This window comes from Shewanella putrefaciens, from assembly GCF_016406325.1.
Classification (GTDB): domain Bacteria; phylum Pseudomonadota; class Gammaproteobacteria; order Enterobacterales; family Shewanellaceae; genus Shewanella; species Shewanella putrefaciens.
In genome coordinates, this window is sequence record NZ_CP066370.1 from 861,961 (window position 1) to 884,225 (window position 22,265).

Consider the following 22,265-nt stretch of genomic DNA (forward strand, 5'->3'; position numbering starts at 1 on the left):
AAAAAATGGCGTTAATTTCCCTACGACAACTACTCGATCACGCGGCAGAACATGGATACGGTGTGCCAGCGTTTAACGTAAACAACCTTGAGCAAATGCGCGCCATCATGCAGGCCGCAGAAGCTACCGACAGCCCTGTTATTGTGCAAGCCTCTGCGGGTGCGCGTAAATATGCCCGTCCTCAGTTCTTAAAATATCTGATGACTGCGGCCCTTGAGCAGTATCCTGATATCCCGGTCTGTATCCACCAAGACCACGGTACTGACCCTGATATCTGTCAGCGTTCTATCCAATTAGGTATGTCATCAGTAATGATGGACGGCTCATTAATGGCCGACGGTAAAACACCAGCGTCTTATGAGTACAACGTTGATGTGACTCGCAGAACCGTTGCATTCGCCCACGCCTGTGGTGTGTCTGTAGAGGGTGAAATCGGTTGTTTAGGCAGCTTAGAAACCGGTACTGCCGGTGAAGAAGACGGTGTTGGTGCAGAAGGCGTGTTAAGCCACGACCAACTGCTGACCAGCCCAGAAGAAGCGGCGCGCTTTGTTGCTGATACTCATGTTGACGCGCTGGCGATTGCGATTGGTACTAGCCACGGTGCATACAAGTTCAGCCGTAAACCGACAGGCGATGTACTGCGTATCGACCGTATTAAAGAAATCCATGCCCGCATTCCTAATACTCACTTAGTGATGCACGGTTCATCTTCTGTGCCACAAGAATGGTTACAGATCATCAACCAATACGGTGGTCAAATTCCTGAAACTTACGGTGTGCCATTAGAAGAAATCGTTGAAGGTATCAAACACGGTGTGCGTAAAGTGAACATCGATACCGATCTGCGTTTAGCGTCTACTGGTGCGGTACGTAAATACTTGGCCGAACACCCAAGCGAGTTCGACCCTCGTAAATTCTTAAAAGCCTCGATGGAAGCGATGGCGGATATTTGTACTATTCGCTACGAAGCCTTTGGTTGTGCGGGTCAGGCATCTAAGATTAAGCCTTTGTCTTTACAAGCAATGTACAAAGCTTATCAGTCTGGTGCGTTAGATCCTAAGATCAATATGTAAGTTTTCGGCTTAATGAAAAACCCGCTAAAAAGCGGGTTTTTTTATGTTCAAAATAGAGTCGGTTTTCAATTGTTACTCATAAATGTTAGTATTGCGCGCATTTTTTAGGCGTACTAACCCTATCAATATGTGTTTATCCAATTTGGTCGAGCAGATATGCCATAAGGTGGGTACAGCGAAATAGGAAGAGGTAGACATGAAGAAAGTACTGACCGCAGCGATATTAATGGCTGCACCTTTTATGGCGAATGCTGGGAGTGATTTTGTCAAAGGGGACAAAACATTTGCTGGTGAAGTTGAGCTGGGTGCAACCTTAACCACAGGTAATACGGATACTTCATCCTACAAGGGACGTTTAAACCTTAAACATGAGCTTGGTGATTGGGAGAATCAGTACCTACTCGAAGGTTTATACAAAGAAGATACGGGTTCTGTCACTGCGAAACGGTATTTAGTCGCTGCACAAGGTAACTACAAAATGACAGACCGTAGTTACTTGTTTACAAATGCCAACTACGAAGTCGATCCCTTTACAGGGTACGAATACACTCTGTCAGGTGCAACGGGTTATGGGCATAGATTATATGATGCGACAAAGACGTTTTTAGACGTTGAAGTCGGTCCTGGTTATATCTATCAACGTCTTGATTCTGAACAGGCTATTTTAGAGGGGCAGAATTCTAACGACAGTATCGTTGCCCACGGTGTGATTAACTTTGAAACTGAAATTACCGATACTTCTAAGTTCCAACAACGTTTTGTTGCAGACTATGGTGATAAGTTAGATGCCCGCTCCGAAACCTCGTTAACGGCTAATATTATCGGCTCGTTGGCAATGAAGTTTGCGGTAATTGTGCGCTATAACAGTGAACCATTTGATAATAAGAAAAGCACAGACACTGAAACGAATATGACGTTGTTATACGCATTCTAATCGTGAGTCACATCAACTCAGAAGCACCTCAGGGTGCTTTTTTATTGGTAGATTGACAAAAATTAATGCTTTTTAGCCCGTTAGCCAGTAATGGGCATTCAGAAGTTTGCTTCTTATCAACATTTTTTACTGACTCGGTATGGTAATTTCTAAACTCATTCCCACGTAGAGATGAACTTAATGAAATTACAGCGGTTGTTTAGGGGCAGTGGAATGGCATTTCTCAGCCTATGTTGTATTGCCGTATTGGGCAGTTTCTCACCCGCGGCTTGGGCGATGGCAGACGGAATCGAGCGTCTTAATTTAACGACTGCCACGGTAGGTTATATTGCCGTCTTTGTGTTTATTGTTGGCTATATATTGGTGATGGCGGAAGAGAAATTACACTTGCGCAAGTCAAAACCAGTGCTTGTGGCGGCCGGTATTATTTGGGGCATGATCGGTTTTGTGTATACACAAAATGGGATGTCTGAGATTTCTGAGGCAGCATTTAAACATAACCTATTGGAATACTCTGAATTATTACTGTTTTTGCTCGTTGCTATGACCTATATCAACGCGATGGAGGAACGTAATTTATTTGATGCTATTCGCGCTTGGCTCGTTGGTCGGGGTTTTAGCTTAAGAACGGTATTTTGGCTTACGGGGTTTATGGCTTTTTTCATCTCCCCTGTGGCGGATAACCTGACGACTGCATTATTGATGTGCGCCGTGGTGATGAAGGTGGGGGCAGGGCAGCGTAAATTTATTACCCTTGCGTGTATTAACATTGTGGTCGCAGCCAATGCGGGAGGCGCTTTCAGTCCATTTGGGGATATTACTACATTAATGGTATGGCAAAAGGGGGCGGTACACTTTGGGGAATTCTTCCATTTATTTATTCCTTCTTTAGTCAATTTTGCGGTACCTGCGGCCATTATGAGTGTGTTTATCCCGCATTATGTGCCTGAGGCTGAAACGGTAAAGGTTTACACTAAGCCCGGTGCCAAACGCATTGTTGCCCTATTTCTATTTACGATTGCTACCGCGGTGTGTGCTCATTCGCTCTTTGGTATGCCACCCGTGCTAGGTATGATGACTGGGTTAGGTTTTCTGCAGTTTTTTGGTTTCTACCTGCGTAAGACCTTCGATCGCTCGGTAGCGCGCGAACGTGCTAAAGCAGAATTAAGACACGATGAATTGCGTTTACAACAACTGGGTAGTGTCGTGCCTTTTGATGTATTTAACCGTATTGCCCGCGCAGAGTGGGATACGCTGCTGTTTTTTTATGGTGTGGTGTTATGTGTGGGCGGCTTAGGTTTTATGGGGTATTTGAGCTTAGTGTCTGAAGCCATGTACCAGCACTGGGATGTCACTTATGCCAATATCGCGATAGGGGTTTTATCATCGGTTGTTGATAATATTCCGGTGATGTTTGCGGTATTGACGATGAATCCTGATATGAGCTTAGGGCAGTGGTTGCTAGTGACCTTGACTGCTGGTGTTGGGGGCAGTTTATTATCCATCGGCAGTGCTGCTGGGGTGGCCCTTATGGGGCAGGCTAGGGGGATTTATACTTTTGGTGCGCATTTACGTTGGACGCCAGTCATCGCCTTGGGTTATGCGGCGAGTATCTTGGTACATATGTGGATGAATGCCGCGATGTTCTAAAAATGTCGCTTAAGTTTTTGAAATATAATCGAAAAAGAGGCATCCATCGGATGCCTCTTTTGGTTTGGAGATTTGATGAGAGATTATTGTGGTTGAACTTGAATTAAACTCAGCTCGTTATTGGCTTTTGCCCCGTAGATCTGGATCGCCAGTTTAATGTGTGCCACTGAACGACTTGGATCCTGCTGTTTCCAATCTAAGCCTGCGATTTCAAATTGATATTTTCCGCCGGCAACCTCAGTCAATTTACCACTGCATTCACCAAGGCTTTGGCAACGATAACTTTGAGTCACATGCCAGCGTTTCCATGCTTTAGGATTAGGGGATTCCTTGGTTTTGTCGGGAAAACCAAAATAGTAAATATCATAGTTTTTTGCCGCTGTGATGGCTTCTTGCTGTGCATCTGTTAGGGAAAACTGAATGGTTCCAGTGCTAACGTTAAATTGCTCGAGTTTAAGATTGATTTGGGTGGCATCATCAATATTCACCGCATTTTCAACCGGAGGTGGTGGCGGTGGTGCTGGTGGCGTTTCTTCCTCCACTTTATTGCTGTCACTGCCACATCCTGCGAGCATTAGTGTCGCTAAGGTCACTGCGAGTAATGGGTATTTCATCACAGCCCCCTTAATTAAAGTGCCCAGTATGGCAAGTGGTGCATTCCATATCCGTTTTCACACTGGCTGCTGAGCCAAAAGTGGTTGTACTACCATGGCATTGTTGGCATTCCTGTGCATCGGGTGTTGGCTTACTGCCATTGAGGGCGGCGATATTTTCCCCTTGATAGGCGCGGTTCAATACATCGACTAAGTAGTAGGCCATCGAGGCGGATAAGCGGTAGCAGCGTTCACCTTTCTTCGCGAATGATAAGCCAGAAGCTTTCGACCAATTACTGATTGATGAGTGGCATAAAACGCTTTTTGCTTTTGATGAACTGCCGACAAGGGCCGTTTTTTCTGCGGTAGAGCCAATACCTGCAACAAATTCCGCTGAGGATAAAGGCAATGTTGTATTTTCGTAATAGCGGAAGGTGTTGGCAATCACCGCATTATTATGACCATTTATGTCATCTAAAATATTCACGAGCATACCTATCGCATTAAGGTTGCCGCAGAGCGTACCTTGTCCCGTAACACCCGCAAAACCATAAGCGGCTAAAGCCGTTGGTATTGTCTTGAACTTGTCGGCATCTGCACTATTGGATTGGGCTAGCATAGTCACAACGGCGTGAAACACTTGGTGCATACAACCGCCACCCGTTTCGTAGGCTAATTTTGCGGTTGCCATAGGATCAAGTGGTACATACTTGAGTTTTTCACCTATTGCTAATTGATATTGACCATCGGCATTGGTTGCAGCAAGAACAGAGGTTCCCATCAGCGTGGCGCCCGCTGCCGCGGTGCTAATACCGATAATACGGGTTAATGCTTGGCGTCGATTCATACTCATCTTCTATGTCCTCTTATTATGTAATTACTTTTATTTATCAAATGGTAAAGCAACATTTGTGAGGATGAGTTTAGGGCTTGCAGGGATAAATATTGTGATTTGTAAAGAAGGATATTTACCAAAAAAATATCAATCGAAGGATGAAATATTAATCTGTTTTGTCTGCTAATGAATTTTTTATAATGAGTTAAATCGATTTAAATAGGGTTTGTGTCACGGTATTTGTTGTATTTATGTGAATTTAAATCCATTTATCGCTTATTTCTACACGCTAAAATCACATTTATCCCTGTGAGCCAAAGCAAATTTTCATTTAATTAGGCCTGACCTGAGGGGTGTTTCACGAAATTATATTATTTGCACTCTTTGGGTTAGCAAGATCACAGTAATAATTAGATATCTTGCATAGACTTAACCCCATATTTTTATGAGCTTGGGAGGATATTATGCAACTGGGGGGCTGCTGGTTTGATCGTGAGCGGGGTTTGCTTATCGAGCAGTCCAGAGATGAGTCATGGCATCTTCCTCGAGCTGAACTGCAGGTGCTAAGTTTACTTGTGGAACATCAAGGGAAACTGGTCTCTAAGCATATGCTGAAAACGGGTGATGGTGCTCACCCGCCGTTAACTGACACGTCTGTTGCAAGGGCCGTGTTTATGCTCCGTTCCTTTTTGGGGCCTCAGTACGAAAGTTTGATTGAAACCGTTAAGGGCCAAGGCTACTTACTGCACAGTCCCCATGGCCAATTACCTAGGCAATTTCATCAGAAAGGATTGCAATCCATTTCTTGGTGGGGAGTGTCATTACTTTTTGGTTTAATGTTAGCGCTCTCTCTTTTTTATATCAGTCACATTGATCGGACCATACCGACAGAGCCTTTAATGTCAACTGAACTTCCCCTTGAATCAGGTCAACATATTCGTTTGTATTTATATGCCAATTCAAAAACCAACAATACATTATTATTCGAGTTAGGCGAGCGCTTAGGGCAGGGACTTACCGCTTGTAAACGCAGCGATTGGGCCGATGTTTATACCTCGCTGTCCCATGATAAGCAATTGTTTTATATAACCCTACGAGGGCATAAACTGGGACAGTCTGTTATCCGTAATATCAAGATCGCGGATCTCAGAAGACCTAAAGAGTTTATTGATGCTCAGTGGCTGCAGGAGGTTGGGATCTGTGGCTAAATGGTTAAAGTGGACGATTAATCTGGCGATCCTATCCGCATTGATTGTGGCTTGTGGCGTGATCTATATGCAATCTGTCTCGAATAAGGCCATCATATTTAATTGCAGTTCAGAACTTTATGATCGTCACGATAATGCAGAAGATGATGGAAAGTTTTATTTATTAGTCGATGTGCTTATCTCTGCGGGCAATGCACAAATTAATTACCGTTACTTTCATCTTGATGGCACGAGCGCAGGTATGCTGTTAATGCAGGGAGAGGTAAAGAGTATGAAACCCAACAGTATGACCTATAATGTGTCGGTTAAAACCAAAACAGAGTCAGAGGATGTGGCAAAAAAAGATTGGCCAGAACACATGAAATATCTTTCATACATCAGCAGCTTACATTTTAGTGAATCTGGAAGGCATAATCTTAGCATTGAGATACTCGACAGTGATGCTAGCCAAGATTATGCCGTGGTGTTATTTCAACCTAGCAATACTGTTTGTGGCTGTCGAATCGTTAATAGCCGAATTTAATCAGTGTATTTGGTTGGATTTCAGTTTAGATTATGTTTTATCCCCATTGGTTTACAACTGCTTAGCCCCACAGTGTGAGGGTATTAAAGGTCTTTGTGTCTAAGATTCGCGTTAAACAAGAAGAATCCCTATCCATTAAGTTCAGCCACCAGATGGAAAAAGGGGATAGTCGTCAGCTTGATCTCTATTTCTTTCTACCGAAGGAGATGGGCATAGGTTCGCGCACCTTAGATGAAGAAGAATACTATTACAGTTCAATCGTTGGCCGTCGCTCATATTATTCTGAAGGCTTACATTTGCCTTTAGTTCAAGGTCGTTTCGCGAGTTTAAATCGACGGACAGTGGAAGAGTTCAGGTTATACCTTAATCTGTTTGCTTATCAATTTGCTGTTGCAGTTGAAAATGATGTGAAAGAACTCCATCAGCTTACTGATGTGGCGCATTTTTACCTTGCCCTCGATGAGTTATGTGAGCAGATTGGTTTGTTATTGAAGAAGTTTCGCCGTAATGAGCCTGGAGATCCTAAGTGGAAATCTTACTTTGAAAACGCCGATAATTACCTGTCTTGGTTCTGCGAGCAGCAACTGCTAAAAGTGCTTGCCCATGCCACTCGAACGAGCGATTTTTCTGATATCCAAGAACGTGTTTTAACACTTTGTCGCAATGAATGCGCCTACCGTGATGCGAATAACTATAACTCGACGCAAACTAAACAGGATCCTAATCGTATTTCAAATAAGATGCTGTTATTACGTCGTTTAATCCAGCAAGGGGTCGTGCTTAAAGAAGAGTTAAAGCCATTGGGTATTGGCCTTAAAAAGTTTACCACTGGCTTAGCAACTGCCTTAGTGATGTTAGTGGTATCGGCGCTCATCATTAAAGCTCAGGGAGCCTTTAGCGGTTTTACTATCGCGTTAGTTCTGACGTTGGCGGTGATTTATGGCTTTAGGGAAATCTTTAAGGATGATGTGCGTAATGCCATGTGGCGATTTATTCAACGTGGACGCCCCCGCTGGAGCCGTATTTTACGGGATACAACAAGTCAGGCTGTGATAGCTAAGCAGTTAGTATGGTTAGAGTTTATGCGTCAGCAGGATTTACCTGATAAAGTGAGTGAGATCTTAAAGCACAGACATAGCCAAAATAAAGTCGATGCCGAAATCTTGCATTATAAGATTGCGACGAAAGTTAACCACAGTGAGTTTCAAGCTGGCTATTCGACCATTCAGGAACAGGTCAATTTTAGTTTCGTCCCTTTTGCCCGTTACTTAGAACGGGGAAAAGCAAAAATTTACAAGGAAGTTGAAGGTAAAATTAGCCATGAATCGGTTGAACGCCGCTATCAAGTTAACTTAATTTTAGTGTTGCGAGAGGGACGCGAGGAGCCACAATATACACGTTATAAGATCACCATGAATCGCTCTGCCATTATTGAAATTACACAGAGTCAACTGCCTGACGCTATCAATTCAGGAACCATTAAGGCTGACGACGAGTAAAGGCTTGGCCAATATTTTGATCATTATTTTGCTTTGCACGTTTGAGTGCAACTTCAGCATTGCTGAGGTATTGCTCTAATGTTTGGCCCTCTTTATAACCTGCAATACCTATGGTTATCCCTTCACCTAATCCGTTACTATTTAACTTTTCCATTGTGTTAAGCGCAAAATGATGGGCTTGGGTTGCATCTGTGTCCGGTAAAATCACAATAAGTTTGCCGAGTTGCCAGTGTAGAATTTGATAGTGTGCTGGTATTTCAAGCAATAGTTGCACTTCGACTTCCTGTTGGCGAGTTTCGAGTTGATCGATATCGCTCATATGGCTCAACATCCCTTCCGGATTGATATCCATCAGCAACAAACTTGAGTGGTTGCGGCTTTGGGGAGATAACGAGGTGAAATAGCGTTCTAAATCAGAGAGGCTGAGTAAAATAGTACTACGGTGGGGAACATAGTTACGTGGCTCGATACCGTGAATACGAACAGCCGCTTGCTCTAAGGTGCAGATAATAAAGTCAATTTCACCATCGGCAGCAACATGTCCCTTAAGCGTTGCTTGCAAGCAATTTGAGTGACGCAGATTAGGTGAGCAAAGAATTTGCCCTTGCCACTGGCCTTGCATACTAATTTGTGCCGTTATCCGTTGCCACTGGTTACCAATATCATTGGCAAGTAGTGTGGCAAGATCATGGTTGAGTTCACCATTAAGTTGCATAAGGCTATCGAATACGGGGTTGATCTTAATGAGTTTGCCATTGGCATCTGTCAGCGCAGTGGCAACCGTATTATCACAGAGTAAATCACTCAAGAAGGCTTGTTCTTTACTGCTAACCAGTTCACTGATATCTGTGAGCGTCACCAATAAATGGGGCAACCCTCTGCCGACTCGCGGTGCTTGGCGTATTTGGGCTCGTAGCATTGGGCCACCAATGCTTTCGAGTGAGATTTCTCCTGCCCACTGTCCTTGTCTGTACACCTGATCCATGATTTGGGCTTGGGTGACATCGTCTAAACAAAGCGTTCTTTGTAAGCTACGGTCTGTCATTTCATCCAGTGGCACTAAGGTCCATTCAGACGCGTTTGAATTTGCGCTAATGATCCTCGCTTGTTCGTTAGCAAGAATAAAACCTATATCACTATTAAAGAGTCCATTAGCAACATCGATACTATATTGGCGTGACCGTTGTTGAAGACGATACATATGACTTAGCAATATAACCCATGCTGCTAATAAGGTGAGTATTAAGGCTGCAACTATCACAATGTTTTGCCATTGTGCAAAGCGTGCTGCGATATCGGCATGACGAATATAGGAAAGTAAGAAGTATTGACGCCGAGTTTCATGCTGCGCGGTTAGTTCCACTTTAAGATAGACAAAGGTCGCTTCATCACCATGGAACTGGCCAAAATTATTCATCGACATTTCTCGCCACAGCGCTGGATTACTTTGGCGTAGGCTAGCGCCTAAGGTTTCTGGCATATTGGCAAGTGGGGCGAGATTGCTCACCCCCGCATAAAGTAACCCTTGGGTATCGAGTACTAACATTGGGGATTTATCACTCGAAAATGCAGGTTTTATTGCCTCAAGCATTTGTACAGTGGAATTGTAGGTAACAAGGTAGCCCATTGAACTTTGATCCGGCTTTTCAAGCCAGACCATTTGGTACATATATGGCTCTAACATCCCGTTGAGGGGAACGAACTCAAGCGGTGAAGTATAAACCTCTCGTCCACCCATGCTACGGCTAGTATTAAGTAGCGAAGGGGGTAATGCCTCAGTGCTGAAGTTAGCGGGAGTAGAAAAGGTATAATTGCCTTGAGGATCAAACAGCGCAATCCCGAGTAATTCTGGGATATGTTGAACTAGCTCTTGCCAACTTTCCTGTAACTTTCGTTGTTGTGCAGTCGTTGGATTTTTTAAGTATTGCTTAAGTAACTCATCCTTAGCGAATAATTGGGTTCTAAATTGTTGAAAGGCGACTTTGTCTGTAATTAAGGTGCCAATGGTTTGTAGCTCACTGTATCGCTGCGTTGCCCATTCTTCTTGGAGACGGCGCTCCCCTAATGTAATGATTAAATTAGTTATTATTAGCATGCAAATCAATAGCATAGATAGCTGGCTTGCAATGGCTAGCAAGCGTTGATGTGACCAATGCAGCCCTTGGGCTAGTGAGAGTCGTGGTGCTAAGGTGTGTATGCTTGAGGTTGTCTTCAGCATGGGCCGATTATGCGTTTATGAGCCATTAATTGGGCTATGTTAACACGAAAGAGTCAACGCGAAAGAATTGTTACGCAGTACAGATAGCTGAGAAGAGCAAGGTCTAAAGCATAAGAATGTTTATAACCATTCATTTGTCGACTTGAATACGCGATTGATGCTATTCATTTATCCAAGCGCGCCTAAGATTCTGTGTTTGAAATCACAACCATTTGCGAGCACCTGTTCACGGCAGAGATCAATATCTACCCCCTCTAATCCTTCAATCGCAGACACTTGTACTGTTTCGATATAATGGGGGGCTAGGGCAATAAAAGCATTTACAGCATGGTAGGAATCAGCCAATTTGGGGCGGCAATGTTGGTTATAGGCAGCCTCATTATCCGCATTAAGCGAAATCGATAAGCTGTCTACACATTCGGCTAATTCGGGCAAAATATTACGGCGGTGAACGAGATTACCTAGGCCATCAGTATTGACTCGTACTCGGCCACCCCTTTGTTTGATCTCTTTGGCTACGGCAATAAGGGTCGGTAGATTTAATGTAGGTTCACCGTACCCACAGAAGACATATTCCTCAAAATCATGGACATTGCCTAACAATGGGATAATTTCTTCTGGCTTTGGCTGGTGGGTTAAAGCGAGTTGATATTCATGGATCTGCTTACTGCCATTATGTTTTGGACAGAAAACACAACGTAGGGTGCAGCGTCCTGTGATATTGAGATAGCGGCTCTTGCGAATATCGTAGACTAAGGTTTCAGTCGCACAGGTTTCATTTGTGCACACTTCTTGGGTGACATGACCATTAGGTAGGGTCTCGGTGGCTTTTATATGAGCCTCGTTCTTACTCTTGGAAGGGACTGAATTCGGCATAATATACGTTCTATTTGCTGAGGCGATGACTTATGGAGAGTTTAACGAAAGCCCTTTAGGATAACTGCCACGTAGATCGCAACTTTAGTTTTCATAAAACACTGTTAGATATAAGTTCAACAGCATTTGCATAAAAAAAGAGAGCTAAGGCTCTCTTTTTTCTAGGACATTCCTGTTATCGCTTTTCGTTTAGGGACCTAAACTCCACAGTGTGAGTGCCTGCCGTGTCTATATGCATATCTTCAGCTTTTTTAGGACGCCACCACCAGTGGAAAAATCGACTACCGGTACGTTTAGCATCATCAAGAATGATATAGAGCAGCGGGACTAAGATCAGTGTTACGACTGTCGAAAATAAGATACCAAAGGCGAGAGAGGTTGCCATTGGGATCACTATTTGTGCCTGTAAACTGCGTTCGAGAATAATGGGCACGAGTCCAACGAAGGTCGTGAGTGATGTCAGAATAATTGCCCTAAAGCGATAGCAGCCAGAGTCGATTGCCGCCTGTCTGACCGAAAGCCCTTGCTCCCGCGCTCTGTTAACAAAGTCGACCAAAATCAATGAGTCGTTTACTACCACTCCCGCCAATGCCACTATGCCACAAAGGCTTAATACGCTCATTGCGAGCCCTTGAACTAAATGACCAAAGAGTGCTCCGATAATCCCAAAGGGGATGACCGACATGATGATCAGTGGTTGGCTGTAGGACTTGAGCGGAACCGCCATCAAAGCATAAATGGTGAACAGGGCAAAGAAAAAGCCCTGTATTAACCCCACCATGGCATTTTGCTCATCCAAGCTGCCGCCATCTAATGCCGTTTGAATTTTGGGATACTTGGCCTGCAATTGTGGCAGATAATCTTTTTGAATTTCCTGTACCACCTTGGAAGGTTCAACTTTGTTTTTATTGGCATTTGCCGTGATAGTAATGGCTCTTTTACCATCTACACGGGTGATAGAAGCATAGGAGTCTCCTTTTTCAATTTGTGCCACAGTGGAGAAGGGGACTGATGCGCCTTGTGGAGTACGGATCAGCATATTCTCCAAATAGCCGACGGTTCGACGCTGCTCTAATGGGTAGCGCACCATGACTTTAATTTCTTCTTTATTACGTAAAATACGTTGTGCCTCATAGCCATAAAACCCATAACGTACCTGACGAGCTAAATCGGAAAGTGTTAGGCCAAGGGCTTCGGCTTCTGGGCGTATTTTTAAGCGAATCTCGTGGCTACCCGATGAGAAGTTGTCTGCAATATCATATACACCTTCATAGGTTGCCAGCTTTTGTTTGAGATCGCGCGATGCTGCGGATAACTCTTCGAGATCCGTTGAGGTTAATCTAAAAGAAATATCCCCACCGCCACCAGCATTAGTACTGGCATCAAAATTCAGCTTTTTAACGGATAGCAGTTCAGGGAGCTGTTCACGCCAAGCGGCCGCAATGGTAACACCATCAACTTCTCTATCTTCACCCTTGGTGAGTTCGGCAAAGATAAATGCTGAAGTGCGAGAACTCATATTGATAAAGCTATGTTTGACAACTTGATAGCCGTTTTCTTTCTCCATCTTGGCATTCATTTGATACAGCGCTTCTTCAATGCTCTGCACCACTTTCAGGGTGTTTGGCTCGGAGCTACCTTCGTCCATTTCAAGCTGAACTTGAATAAAATCAGATGGAATATCGGGGAAGAATACCCAACGCACTTTACCGCTCGCGACGAGGGCAATGGATAAAATCAATACTCCAATAAAGGCGGCGACGACGTTATAGCGGTGCTTGATACAAAACTCGAGAAAATGACGATAATGGTGGTAAATAAAGTGTTGTACACCGTTGTTAAATTTTGCCTTGAAACGCCCAAATGCTCCCCTAGGCTCACCCGGTTTTTTAAACTTCATATGTGCTAAATGCGCAGGAAGAATAAATTTAGATTCGACTAAGGAGAATGCAAGGCACATGATTACCACCATGCCGATAGATTTCCAAATGATCCCCATAGGACCCGAAACTAGCAACATAGGAATAAAGGCTGCGATTGTAGTTAATACCCCAAAGGTCGCTGGCATAGCGACTTTTTGGGCACCACGGATCACATGATCGATTGAGTGGCCGTGGCGTTCCACTTCACTGTATGCACTTTCGCCAATAACAATGGCATCATCCACCACAATCCCGAGTACAAGGATAAAGGCGAATAGGGTCAACATGTTGATGGTCATAGAGAAAGGTTCTAGCGGCATGATGAGCATAGTGCCGAGGAAGCACACTGGTAGTCCCACCATCACCCAGAATGCCAGTTTCAGATCGAGGAACAAGGCCAAGATAAGAAAAACCAGCAAAGCGCCGTAGAACATGTTTGACATCATCATATTTAAACGGCCTTGGAGGTAATGGGTCATATCCCCCCAAGTGTCGAGCTGTGCATTCGCTGGCAGTGTAGCGCGTCGGTTCTCGACATATTGTTTAACTTGGGCAGCAATATCTAAGGCGTTTTGATCATCAATACTGATGACTTCGATAATGGCTGCGGGTTTGCCATTAAAGCGGGTGTATTCCAAGCGTTCTTCAAAATCGTCTTTGATTGTTGCCACTTGGGGCAACATCACTCGACTGCCATCGGCGCGGGTGGTCAGCACTATATTGGCAAAGTCATCCCCCGTGTAGGCTTGGCCTTTAGTACGCAGCAGAATATCGCCATCCTCGGCACGAATCGAACCGCCGGGCAAATCGATGGAGGAATTTTGTACTGCTAGTGCGACCTGTGAGAAGGTTAGGCCATATTCACGTAACTTATCCTCAGAGACTTCGATACTGATTTCATAATCTCGAACTCCAGTGACTTTGGCGCGAGTCACGGCAGGCAATTGAGTTAAATCGTCACGAACCGATTTAGCTAATTCCTTCATATCATGCAGTGTCATATCGCCATAAACAGATACCCAAATAACGTTATTTTCGGGTTTGATCTGATAAATATTGGGTTTTTCGATATTCACAGGGAAGGTGGAGATAGCATCTAGCCTAAGTTTGGCCTCGTCTAAGACGTTTTGTACATCGTAGCCATCTTCAACTTCGATGGTAATTGATCCTACACCTTCACTGGCAACCGAAGTCACCTTCTTAATGCCGTTGATATCTTGGATGGCTTCTTCAATTTTGATATTGATGCCTTCTTCAATTTCCTGAGGGGCAGCGCCTGGGTATGCGACAGAAATACTCAGTAAATTCAGGTTGAATGAAGGAAATACTTCCTTATTGATCAGTACGGTACTAAAAAGGCCGCCAATCAGTAGCGCCCACATCAAAAGGTTAGCTGCCACACTGTTTCGGGCAAACCAAGCGATAATCCCTTTTGGAGTCTCCATTATTTGACTCCAGTAGCGGCAAGGCTGGACTCTGGCGTATCATCTTTAGGCACGCTAACGGGTAATGCCGCTTCGCCTAGCACCTTAACTAATTGGCCATTAGCCATAGTGTTTGAGTGGCTTGTGGCAACCCGTTCACCGGTTTTTAAGCTGTCTTTGATATAGACATTTTCTAAATCGCTGCGGACGACATTAACATGGCGCATTTCAACGATATTTTTATCATCAATCAGGACCACTTGGTCGTTGCGAACCACATGCCTTGGCAGTTTGACTATGCCATCGACTGTGCGACCTTTAATCACGGCATTGACAAAACTGCCGTATTTTAACGGTAAACTGCCGGCGATTTTCTGCTCACGTAAGTAAGGATCTTTAATCTCTGCGACCAAGTAAACCATACGATTTTCTGCATCGATCACGCCTTCACTACGAATGATATTCCCTGACCAAGTGTTTTCTTTACCTGCGAGTGAGGCACTTAAGGTCACTTCAGTATCTGGATTATCGACGGACTCTAAATAGGCAAGATCGTCATTAGAAATCGGTAAGCGGATTTCGGCAATGCGTGTGTCGTACAGTTCACCTAGGTTTGTCCCTAGACTAACGTATTGACCTAAATCGACGTTTCTGGCTTTGATTATGCCATCAAAGGGAGCTCGGATAACGGTGCGTTCAAGATTACGTTGTGCACGTGCCAATGCCGCTTGGGCGTATTTCACATTAGCTTGTTCTTTTTTGAGTTGCGGAATACGTAAACCTAACTCGGGCGGTAACCCTTTGTCATAGCCCTTGAACTCAATTTTAGCGACTTCACCACGGGCAATTTCTTCATTCAATGCAGCAGTGGCTTGTGCCAGTGTCGCTTCTGCTTGCATTAAATCGGCTTCATAATCAGAGGGTTCAATTTGAGCCAATTGATCGCCTTTCTTGACAATGCCACCTGCAACAAAATGAGGCGAAATGGTGAGCATTCTGCCTTGAACCTCAGTGACTAACTGGGTTTTATACTTAGGTGTTACAACGCCATAGGAAGGCAGGTTTAACGATACCGTTTGCTGTTCAACTTTGATCACATCAACGATAGGGATGGGGATTTCTTCAGGCTTTTGTTCAGGCGCCTCCTTTGTTTTCATCAACAAGGCTGCGCCAACAACAAATAGCAGCAGAATAAAAAAAGGAGACAGTCTCCGTAGTAGAGTTTTCATCATGTTATGGCAATATCCATGCTAAATAGCGTAATGGGCTTAAAGTATCAGAGTCTGACCTACCAATAAATTTATTTTTGTAAACTAAATGTGTCTAAAACTGATGTGGGGACACATATACTGATTATGTATTAGCATTTGAGCGAAAATTAGAGCGATAAAGTGTCGGAAGGTTCAGTTAGATAATTGGAAACTATTGAAATAATAAATAATACCTACTGAGGGCAATAGCGCTAAATCAGCCGTATTTCATTCTCTATATTCTAATATTAAAGGGCGTAGCCAACCCAATTAATGAGTAGAGTTAAATGTAAGTAATAAAAAAGCCGCATTTCAGCGGCTTTAGTTTAACTATTTTAAGTCATGTATTATTTCTTTTTGCGGGCGATTTTACTCGCTTTCTTGGCCGCTTCTTTTTTGCTTGTTTTCTTTGCCGCTTCTTTCGCTTTCACTTTGGCTTTTTTCTTGCCCGGTGTGCGCGCTTCTTTATTCTTTGGACGTAACTCTTCAATCACTCGGCGTTTTAATGGTTGCTCAATATAACGCTCGATTTTACCGACGATACGCATATCGTGGGCTTCGGCAAGCGAAATTGCAGTACCTTTGGCGCCAGCGCGGCCAGTTCGACCAATTCGGTGAATATAGGTATCGGCAGAGCGAGGCATATCAAAGTTGATCACATGAGTAATGTCGTCGATATCGATACCGCGGGCGGCAACATCGGTTGCGAGCAATACGTTGACTTCACCTTTAGTAAAGCGACTCAATGCTTGGAAACGTTTCTTTTGTTCCATATCGCCACGCATGAAGGCGCAGGGAATGCCGGCTTTGAGTAACTGGCCTTCTAAGCTAGTGACTATGTCACGGGTTTTTACAAACACAATAGTGCGTTTGACATCTTCTTGGCGCAGCAAATGGCAGAGTAGAGCAAACTTATGCTCTTTATCGTCGGCTAAATGGATCCATTGGTGGATTTTTGCCTTTTCGCTACGGGGCGCATCGACATCGATTTCGATTGGATCTTTTAACACTTCGCGGGCAAAACGCTGCACACCGCCGCCTTCTAAGGTCGCCGAGAACAGCATATTTTGTTTACGACCTTGGGCTTCGAGTGCGATGGCTTGGACGACGGATGAAAATCCCATATCGAGCATACGATCGGCTTCATCGATGATCAGTATGTCAACTTCTTCAGCGCTGAATTTGCCTTTATCTAGGTATTCCATCAAGCGGCCAGGCGTCGCAACCAGAATATCTACGTTCCCTGCTAGCGCTTCTTCCTGCGGTGCGTAGGGAACACCACCAGTAATGATGGCAATATCTAGCCCTTGGTCCGTGGCTAAGTGGCAAGCATAGCGATGAATTTGGCTCGCTAACTCACGGGTGGGGGTGAGAATTAATATGCGTGCTTGGCCCGAAAATCGACGGGGGAAATCGATTAAATGTTGTAGTGCAGGCAGTAAAAAGCTTGCGGTTTTGCCTGTACCAGTCGGGGCGCGTGCCAGAATATCCCTCTGTTCTAGCGCATAGGGGATAGTTTCTTGCTGAATTGTGGTGGGCGAATGATGCCCCATGGCTTTTAATGACTCGAGTAAACTTGGGTCAAGGTGGAAATCTTCAAATTGCATGCACGGCGTCTCGACGGATAATAGCCGAGCATTATAAAGGTTATGTTGGTTAACTTAAATAACTTATCTATCTCTCCTGTGTTTATCTTCGCGCTTAGTGATGAATCGCGAGATCAGAGCTTAAGGTAAAAATCTTGGGTTAAGTGCACCATAGCTTGGCTATATTGCCCAGAGGTATCGCGCAGGGTGAGTTCGCTCACTTTAGGCTCAACAGTACGGTGAGTTTGTGCTGTCAGTAGGCATAACACCCGATTGGCCCTTTTGCCTTCAACACTTTTGATATCGACTCTTTCTACCCACTCGAGCCTAGATTGGCTTAGTAAATAATTAAAATTATGTAGGCTTTGTATTGGCAGGATCAAGCTAGCGAGCCCATTGGGTGAGAGGCATTGCTCAATTGCTGCGAGTAATTCGTTAAAGCTTAATTGATCGGTGTGGCGAGCCATCGCTCTTTGGGATAATTGTGCCTGAGGGCCATGCTCAAAATAGGGGGGATTACAGATAATATGATCAAAATAGCCTTGATATTCCTCTGCTTGACTAAGCTGCTGAATACTCCCTTGCACTAAGCGTATCCGCGATGCCCAAGGACTTTGAGCAATATTGTGTTGGCAAGCGATGGCAGCCGTATCGTCTAATTCGATACAAGTAATGTTGGCTTGGCTGCGTTGAGCCGCCATTAAACCCAATATGCCACTACCTGCACCTATGTCTAAGATCTGTTTCGCGTTGGTCAGCGGCGCCCAAGCACCCAAGACCACTGCATCGGTACTGACGGCCATGCCGCAGTTAAGGTCATTGATATGAAACTGTTTGAAAGTAAATGCCATGGGTGATCAGTTTTAGGTTGGATTTCGGATATAAAGTGCGATTGAGTGGCGTATATTCTAAATCCGACTTCGCGTTTTTGGCTAACGCTTTTAAACAGCCGTTATTGTGTATTTTGTATGAATATTCGCGATGCTTCTCGGACAACTTTTACCGATTTCACTTAATTGACTGTTAAATTTATTAGCTTTGTAACCTCAAATTAGCAGTTAGTTAGCATTACTTTACTTTTTTGAGTAAATTCCTCTTGTAAACTTGCATTGGTTTTTTAAGTCTGGTATTAGTTCTGCCCCCATTTTTAATCACTTTTATGGTTAACGGATAGGTAAACGGGTTTCTTGAGGTAAAAATAGGCTATTGCTGCTATTTTTTATTCCATCTTTGTTTATAAACTCGGCTGATATCAGTCATATTTACCACGGAATTGTGTAAACATAGATTTGCACTCCGGATGGGCTTTGTTTTAGCTATAGCTAATCGACACATAATCACTTAAGTTTGTAAAAAAACAATAAGACAAGATGGGGCTTCCAGTGCAAGACAATCAGATGAGTATCGGGGATACATTAGGTTTAGGTTTTATGACCTTTGCGTTTTTTTTAGGGGCGGGAAATTTAATATTCCCACCGTTTGCTGGCATGTTAGCTGGCGAGAATATGCCTCTTGCTATGCTAGGCTTTTTGATTACCGCCGTAGGTTTACCTTTAGTGGGACTCATCGCAGTCGCTAAGGCTCAAGGTAAGGTTATGGCAATGTTGCCAGTATTTGCAGCAACGGCATTGGCTATTGCGATTTATATTATTATTGGTCCTGCATTTGCGGCGCCACGAACAGGTTTAGTGGCTTATGAGATTGGCGCTAAACCTTTTATCGATAACACGACCACAACAATGTTAGTCGGTAATGTTGAGCTTAACCTGTCGCAACTTATCTACACGTTGTGCTTCTTTACAGTCACTATGTTACTCGCGTTGTTTCCTGGCAAGTTGCTTGATAGTGTTGGTAAAGTTCTGACCCCTATTCTACTGTTGTTACTCGTTAGCCTTGCTGCGTCTGTACTTTTTTTACCTGCATCAGATGTAGGGCTGGCCGTGGGGGATTACCAGAAACATCCTTTGACGAAAGGTATTCTGGAAGGCTACAACACCATGGATACTTTGGCCTCACTCATGTTTGGTATGTTGATTATTGATATTTTGCGTAAAAAGGGCATTGAACAGCCGAGTGCGCAGACAAAGTACCTCATTCGCGCCGCCTTTATCGCTGCCGCCGGTCTTGCCTTTGTTTATGTGTCATTGTTCTTTTTAGGTGCGACGGCGGGTGATATTGCCGTAGGCGCTAAAAACGGTGGTGAAATATTAACAAACTATGTTACCCACGAGTTTGGCAGCCTAGGTACTTTGTTGCTGTCGGCTGTGGTGTCTCTGGCCTGCTTAACTACGGCGGTGGGACTTGTGAGTGCATGCTCTGAGTTTTTTAATGAGTTAATGCCAAAACTTTCTTATCGTTTCTTAGTGGTTGTGTTAAGTGCTATTTGTGCCTTGATTGCTAACGTCGGGCTTTCACAACTGATTAATATCAGTATTCCGGTGTTGATGGCCGTTTATCCTGTGGCGATTGCACTGGTTGCGGTGACGTTCTTAACCGAATACTTTCCACGGCCACAGTTTGCTCACCGTATGACTCTCTCTGTCGCGCTGCTATTTGGTATCTTCGATGGGATGAAAATCGCAGCTAAAAGTCTAAAGGGTGAAGATGGTAAAGGCGTGACGGAAGCGGCGCAGAGCTTTATCGATGTGGTCAGTGGTATGTCACCCACATTGTCGATTTTACCTCTGTATGAAGAGGGGATGGCTTGGTTATTGCCAACCTTAGTGGTGATTGTGTTGTGTTTAATTATTCGTGGTGGCGGTGCAAAAACGATCACTGCGGCATAAACAAAGACGCTGCCAGTAGCGGGTGAATTAAGTTAATATCAACGGCGTATCCTTAATATAAGAATACGCCGTTTTTTTTATGGAGTATGTGTGCCTAAGACATATCAGAGCGATCCACTTATTGATGCTTTTCTTGATGACCTATGGTCGAGCAAGGGATTGAGTGACAATACGTTGTCAGCCTACCGTACCGATTTGCGCCATTTTGATCGCTATCAACGTCGCCATGGTGTCACCTTGATTGAGGCTACTGTGGCAGATGTTCGGTCCTATTTAGCATTCAGATTGGAGCAAAATTTTGCTCGTAGCAGCAGCGCAAGATTACTCAGTAGTTTACGGCGTTTCTTTACCTATTTAGTGCTGACTAAACAGATTACTGCCGATCCTATGGCTTTGATAGAGTCGCCCAAGTTAACGCGTCATTTACCCCATTCTTTAAGCGAATCTCAGGTAGATAGATTGCTCGCCGAGCCCAATGTTGATGATCCCGTAGAATGTCGCGATAAGGCTATGCTCGAACTGCTATATGCAACGGGCTTGAGGGTGAGCGAGCTTGTTGGTTTGACGATGGAGCAGATGAGCCTACGCCAAGGTTTAGTGAGGATTGTGGGCAAAGGTGGCAAAGAGCGTTTAGTGCCACTAGGTGAATTGGCAGTTACAGAGGTGGAAGCCTATTTAAAATTTGCGCGGCAGGAATTACTTGGTCATAAACAATCCGATGTGGTGTTCCCGTCTAACCGTGGGCAGATGATGACGCGGCAAACCTTTTGGCACCGCATTAAACTTTATGCGCTGCGGGCGGGGATTGAAACTGCGCTTTCACCCCACACATTACGCCATGCCTTTGCGACACATTTACTCAACCATGGTGCCGATCTGCGAGTCGTGCAATTGCTTTTGGGTCACAGTGATTTATCAACAACCCAGATTTATACCCATGTTGCACGGGCAAGATTGCAGGAGTTGCACCAACAGCATCATCCAAGAGGTTGAATTTAGTTACAGTATAAATTTGCATTCTGTATGGCTTGTCTGTAACTTTTTGCCACCATACAGGGTCTATTGAGTATCTCGAGCTAGAACGGCCCAATATCTCGTTATCGTGACACAATTTATAGGATGTCCCATGAAGTTGACCCCAGCATTATCATTGGTTTTTACACTCCTTGTTGCACCACTCGCCAGCGCAGCAACCACCACTTCTCCTGATACTGCTGCGATTAAGCAAAAACTCAGTGAGATGTTAGATGTCGAAGTGATTTCGATGCAGGATGCTCCGGTGGAAGGTTTGTATCAAGCCATGACGAACCGTGGCGTACTTTATATTAGTCGTGATGGCTCAAAGCTATTCCACGGTAATGTATATGATATCGATAAAGGCATGAAAAACCTGACAGAAGCCGCATTAGCTGGCCCACGTATCGCGATGATGAAACCGCTTGAAGATCATATGTTGGTCTACAAAGCTAAAAATGAAAAACATGTCATTACCGTATTTACCGATGTCAGTTGTGGTTATTGCTGTAAGTTACATAGCCAAATGGATGAATATAATAAGCTAGGTATTACAGTACGTTATTTAGCTTTTCCGCGCGCGGGTGTGCCTTCGGCTAATGCCGATGAGATGCAGGCTATCTGGTGTGCTAAAGATCCATTAAAAGCCATGACGAATGCCAAAGCGGGTCAAACAGTGCCTGCTGCCACCTGCGATGCTAAAATTGCCGAGCAATATGCATTAGGCACAAGTTTTGGTGTTAATGGTACACCAGCGATGATCCTAGCCGATGGCAGTATGATCCCAGGTTATCAACCACCTGAAGATTTATTACGCACCTTAGATATGCGCCAATAATTCAAATCAGGGTTAAATTTATCCCACGAAAGGTGA

At 44.3% G+C, this 22,265-nt stretch carries 17 protein-coding genes; 9 read left to right on the plus strand and 8 right to left on the minus strand.

Annotated features, from left to right (window positions below; translation table 11 throughout):
- The first annotated feature begins 5 nt into the window (after nucleotides 1-5).
- The 3 genes from fba (at nucleotide 6) to nhaD (ending at nucleotide 3,657) form a co-directional block, all read left to right on the plus strand.
- Nucleotides 6-1,073: a class II fructose-bisphosphate aldolase gene (gene fba / locus JEZ96_RS03965; protein ID WP_011790560.1), complete on the plus strand. Its 1,068-nt coding sequence runs from the start codon at nucleotides 6-8 to the stop codon at nucleotides 1,071-1,073.
- Between the two features lie 196 nt (nucleotides 1,074-1,269).
- Nucleotides 1,270-2,007 (plus strand): DUF481 domain-containing protein, encoded by a 738-nt coding sequence (locus tag JEZ96_RS03970; RefSeq protein ID WP_011790559.1) that lies wholly within the window; start codon nucleotides 1,270-1,272, stop codon nucleotides 2,005-2,007.
- 180 nt (nucleotides 2,008-2,187) lie between these two features.
- A complete protein-coding gene (nhaD, locus tag JEZ96_RS03975) occupies nucleotides 2,188-3,657 on the plus strand; it encodes a sodium:proton antiporter NhaD (RefSeq protein ID WP_198779853.1) in 1,470 nt (489 codons plus the stop codon).
- An 83-nt stretch (nucleotides 3,658-3,740) separates the two neighbouring features.
- Here nhaD and JEZ96_RS03980 read toward each other — a convergent pair whose 3' ends face one another.
- Nucleotides 3,741-4,271: a hypothetical protein gene (locus JEZ96_RS03980; protein WP_011790557.1), complete on the minus strand. Its 531-nt coding sequence runs from the start codon at nucleotides 4,269-4,271 to the stop codon at nucleotides 3,741-3,743.
- A 10-nt stretch (nucleotides 4,272-4,281) separates the two neighbouring features.
- Nucleotides 4,282-5,103, minus strand: a complete 822-nt coding sequence (locus JEZ96_RS03985; protein ID WP_011790556.1) for a hypothetical protein — start codon at nucleotides 5,101-5,103, stop codon at nucleotides 4,282-4,284.
- Between the two features lie 446 nt (nucleotides 5,104-5,549).
- Here JEZ96_RS03985 and JEZ96_RS03990 point away from each other — a divergent pair, with 446 nt between their 5' ends.
- From JEZ96_RS03990 to JEZ96_RS04000, 3 genes are all read left to right on the plus strand, one after another.
- Entirely contained in the window at nucleotides 5,550-6,293 is a 744-nt protein-coding gene (locus JEZ96_RS03990) for a winged helix-turn-helix domain-containing protein (protein ID WP_011790555.1), read from the plus strand.
- Entirely contained in the window at nucleotides 6,286-6,816 is a 531-nt protein-coding gene (locus JEZ96_RS03995; RefSeq protein WP_011790554.1) for a hypothetical protein, read from the plus strand. Before JEZ96_RS03990 ends, JEZ96_RS03995 begins: the two co-directional genes overlap by 8 nt.
- 95 nt (nucleotides 6,817-6,911) lie before the next feature.
- The gene (locus JEZ96_RS04000; protein WP_014609970.1) at nucleotides 6,912-8,315 is read left to right on the plus strand and encodes a hypothetical protein; all 1,404 of its coding nucleotides are present in this window, start codon (nucleotides 6,912-6,914) and stop codon (nucleotides 8,313-8,315) included.
- On the opposite strand, the gene JEZ96_RS04005 is transcribed toward JEZ96_RS04000, so the two are convergent.
- From JEZ96_RS04005 to JEZ96_RS04030, 6 genes are all read right to left on the minus strand, one after another.
- Nucleotides 8,296-10,533, minus strand: a complete 2,238-nt coding sequence (locus tag JEZ96_RS04005) for a PAS domain-containing protein (protein WP_011790552.1) — start codon at nucleotides 10,531-10,533, stop codon at nucleotides 8,296-8,298. The genes JEZ96_RS04000 and JEZ96_RS04005 overlap by 20 nt on opposite strands.
- 168 nt (nucleotides 10,534-10,701) lie before the next feature.
- Nucleotides 10,702-11,409 carry a TatD family nuclease-associated radical SAM protein gene (locus tag JEZ96_RS04010; RefSeq protein WP_011918753.1) on the minus strand — a complete coding sequence of 236 codons (708 nt, stop codon included), beginning with the start codon at nucleotides 11,407-11,409 and terminating at the stop codon, nucleotides 10,702-10,704.
- A 175-nt stretch (nucleotides 11,410-11,584) separates the two neighbouring features.
- Nucleotides 11,585-14,776, minus strand: a complete 3,192-nt coding sequence (locus tag JEZ96_RS04015; protein WP_061783294.1) for an efflux RND transporter permease subunit — start codon at nucleotides 14,774-14,776, stop codon at nucleotides 11,585-11,587.
- Nucleotides 14,776-15,987 carry an efflux RND transporter periplasmic adaptor subunit gene (locus JEZ96_RS04020; RefSeq protein ID WP_011790549.1) on the minus strand — a complete coding sequence of 404 codons (1,212 nt, stop codon included), beginning with the start codon at nucleotides 15,985-15,987 and terminating at the stop codon, nucleotides 14,776-14,778. The genes JEZ96_RS04015 and JEZ96_RS04020 overlap by 1 nt, the downstream gene beginning before the upstream one ends.
- Before the next feature lie 365 nt (nucleotides 15,988-16,352).
- Nucleotides 16,353-17,612, minus strand: a complete 1,260-nt coding sequence (gene srmB, locus JEZ96_RS04025; protein WP_011790548.1) for an ATP-dependent RNA helicase SrmB — start codon at nucleotides 17,610-17,612, stop codon at nucleotides 16,353-16,355.
- Between the two features lie 113 nt (nucleotides 17,613-17,725).
- Nucleotides 17,726-18,442: a tRNA1(Val) (adenine(37)-N6)-methyltransferase gene (locus JEZ96_RS04030; RefSeq protein ID WP_025008434.1), complete on the minus strand. Its 717-nt coding sequence runs from the start codon at nucleotides 18,440-18,442 to the stop codon at nucleotides 17,726-17,728.
- 519 nt (nucleotides 18,443-18,961) lie between these two features.
- Between JEZ96_RS04030 and brnQ the strand changes: the two genes are divergently transcribed.
- The 3 genes from brnQ to dsbC all read left to right on the plus strand — a co-directional run bounded on the left by brnQ (nucleotide 18,962) and on the right by dsbC (nucleotide 22,229).
- Entirely contained in the window at nucleotides 18,962-20,377 is a 1,416-nt protein-coding gene (gene brnQ, locus JEZ96_RS04035; RefSeq protein WP_061783292.1) for a branched-chain amino acid transport system II carrier protein, read from the plus strand.
- Nucleotides 20,378-20,467: 90 nt separating this feature from the next.
- Nucleotides 20,468-21,370: a site-specific tyrosine recombinase XerD gene (gene xerD, locus JEZ96_RS04040; RefSeq protein WP_025008436.1), complete on the plus strand. Its 903-nt coding sequence runs from the start codon at nucleotides 20,468-20,470 to the stop codon at nucleotides 21,368-21,370.
- A 133-nt stretch (nucleotides 21,371-21,503) separates the two neighbouring features.
- The gene (dsbC, locus tag JEZ96_RS04045; RefSeq protein WP_198779854.1) at nucleotides 21,504-22,229 is read left to right on the plus strand and encodes a bifunctional protein-disulfide isomerase/oxidoreductase DsbC; all 726 of its coding nucleotides are present in this window, start codon (nucleotides 21,504-21,506) and stop codon (nucleotides 22,227-22,229) included.
- Nucleotides 22,230-22,265: the final 36 nt, after the last annotated feature.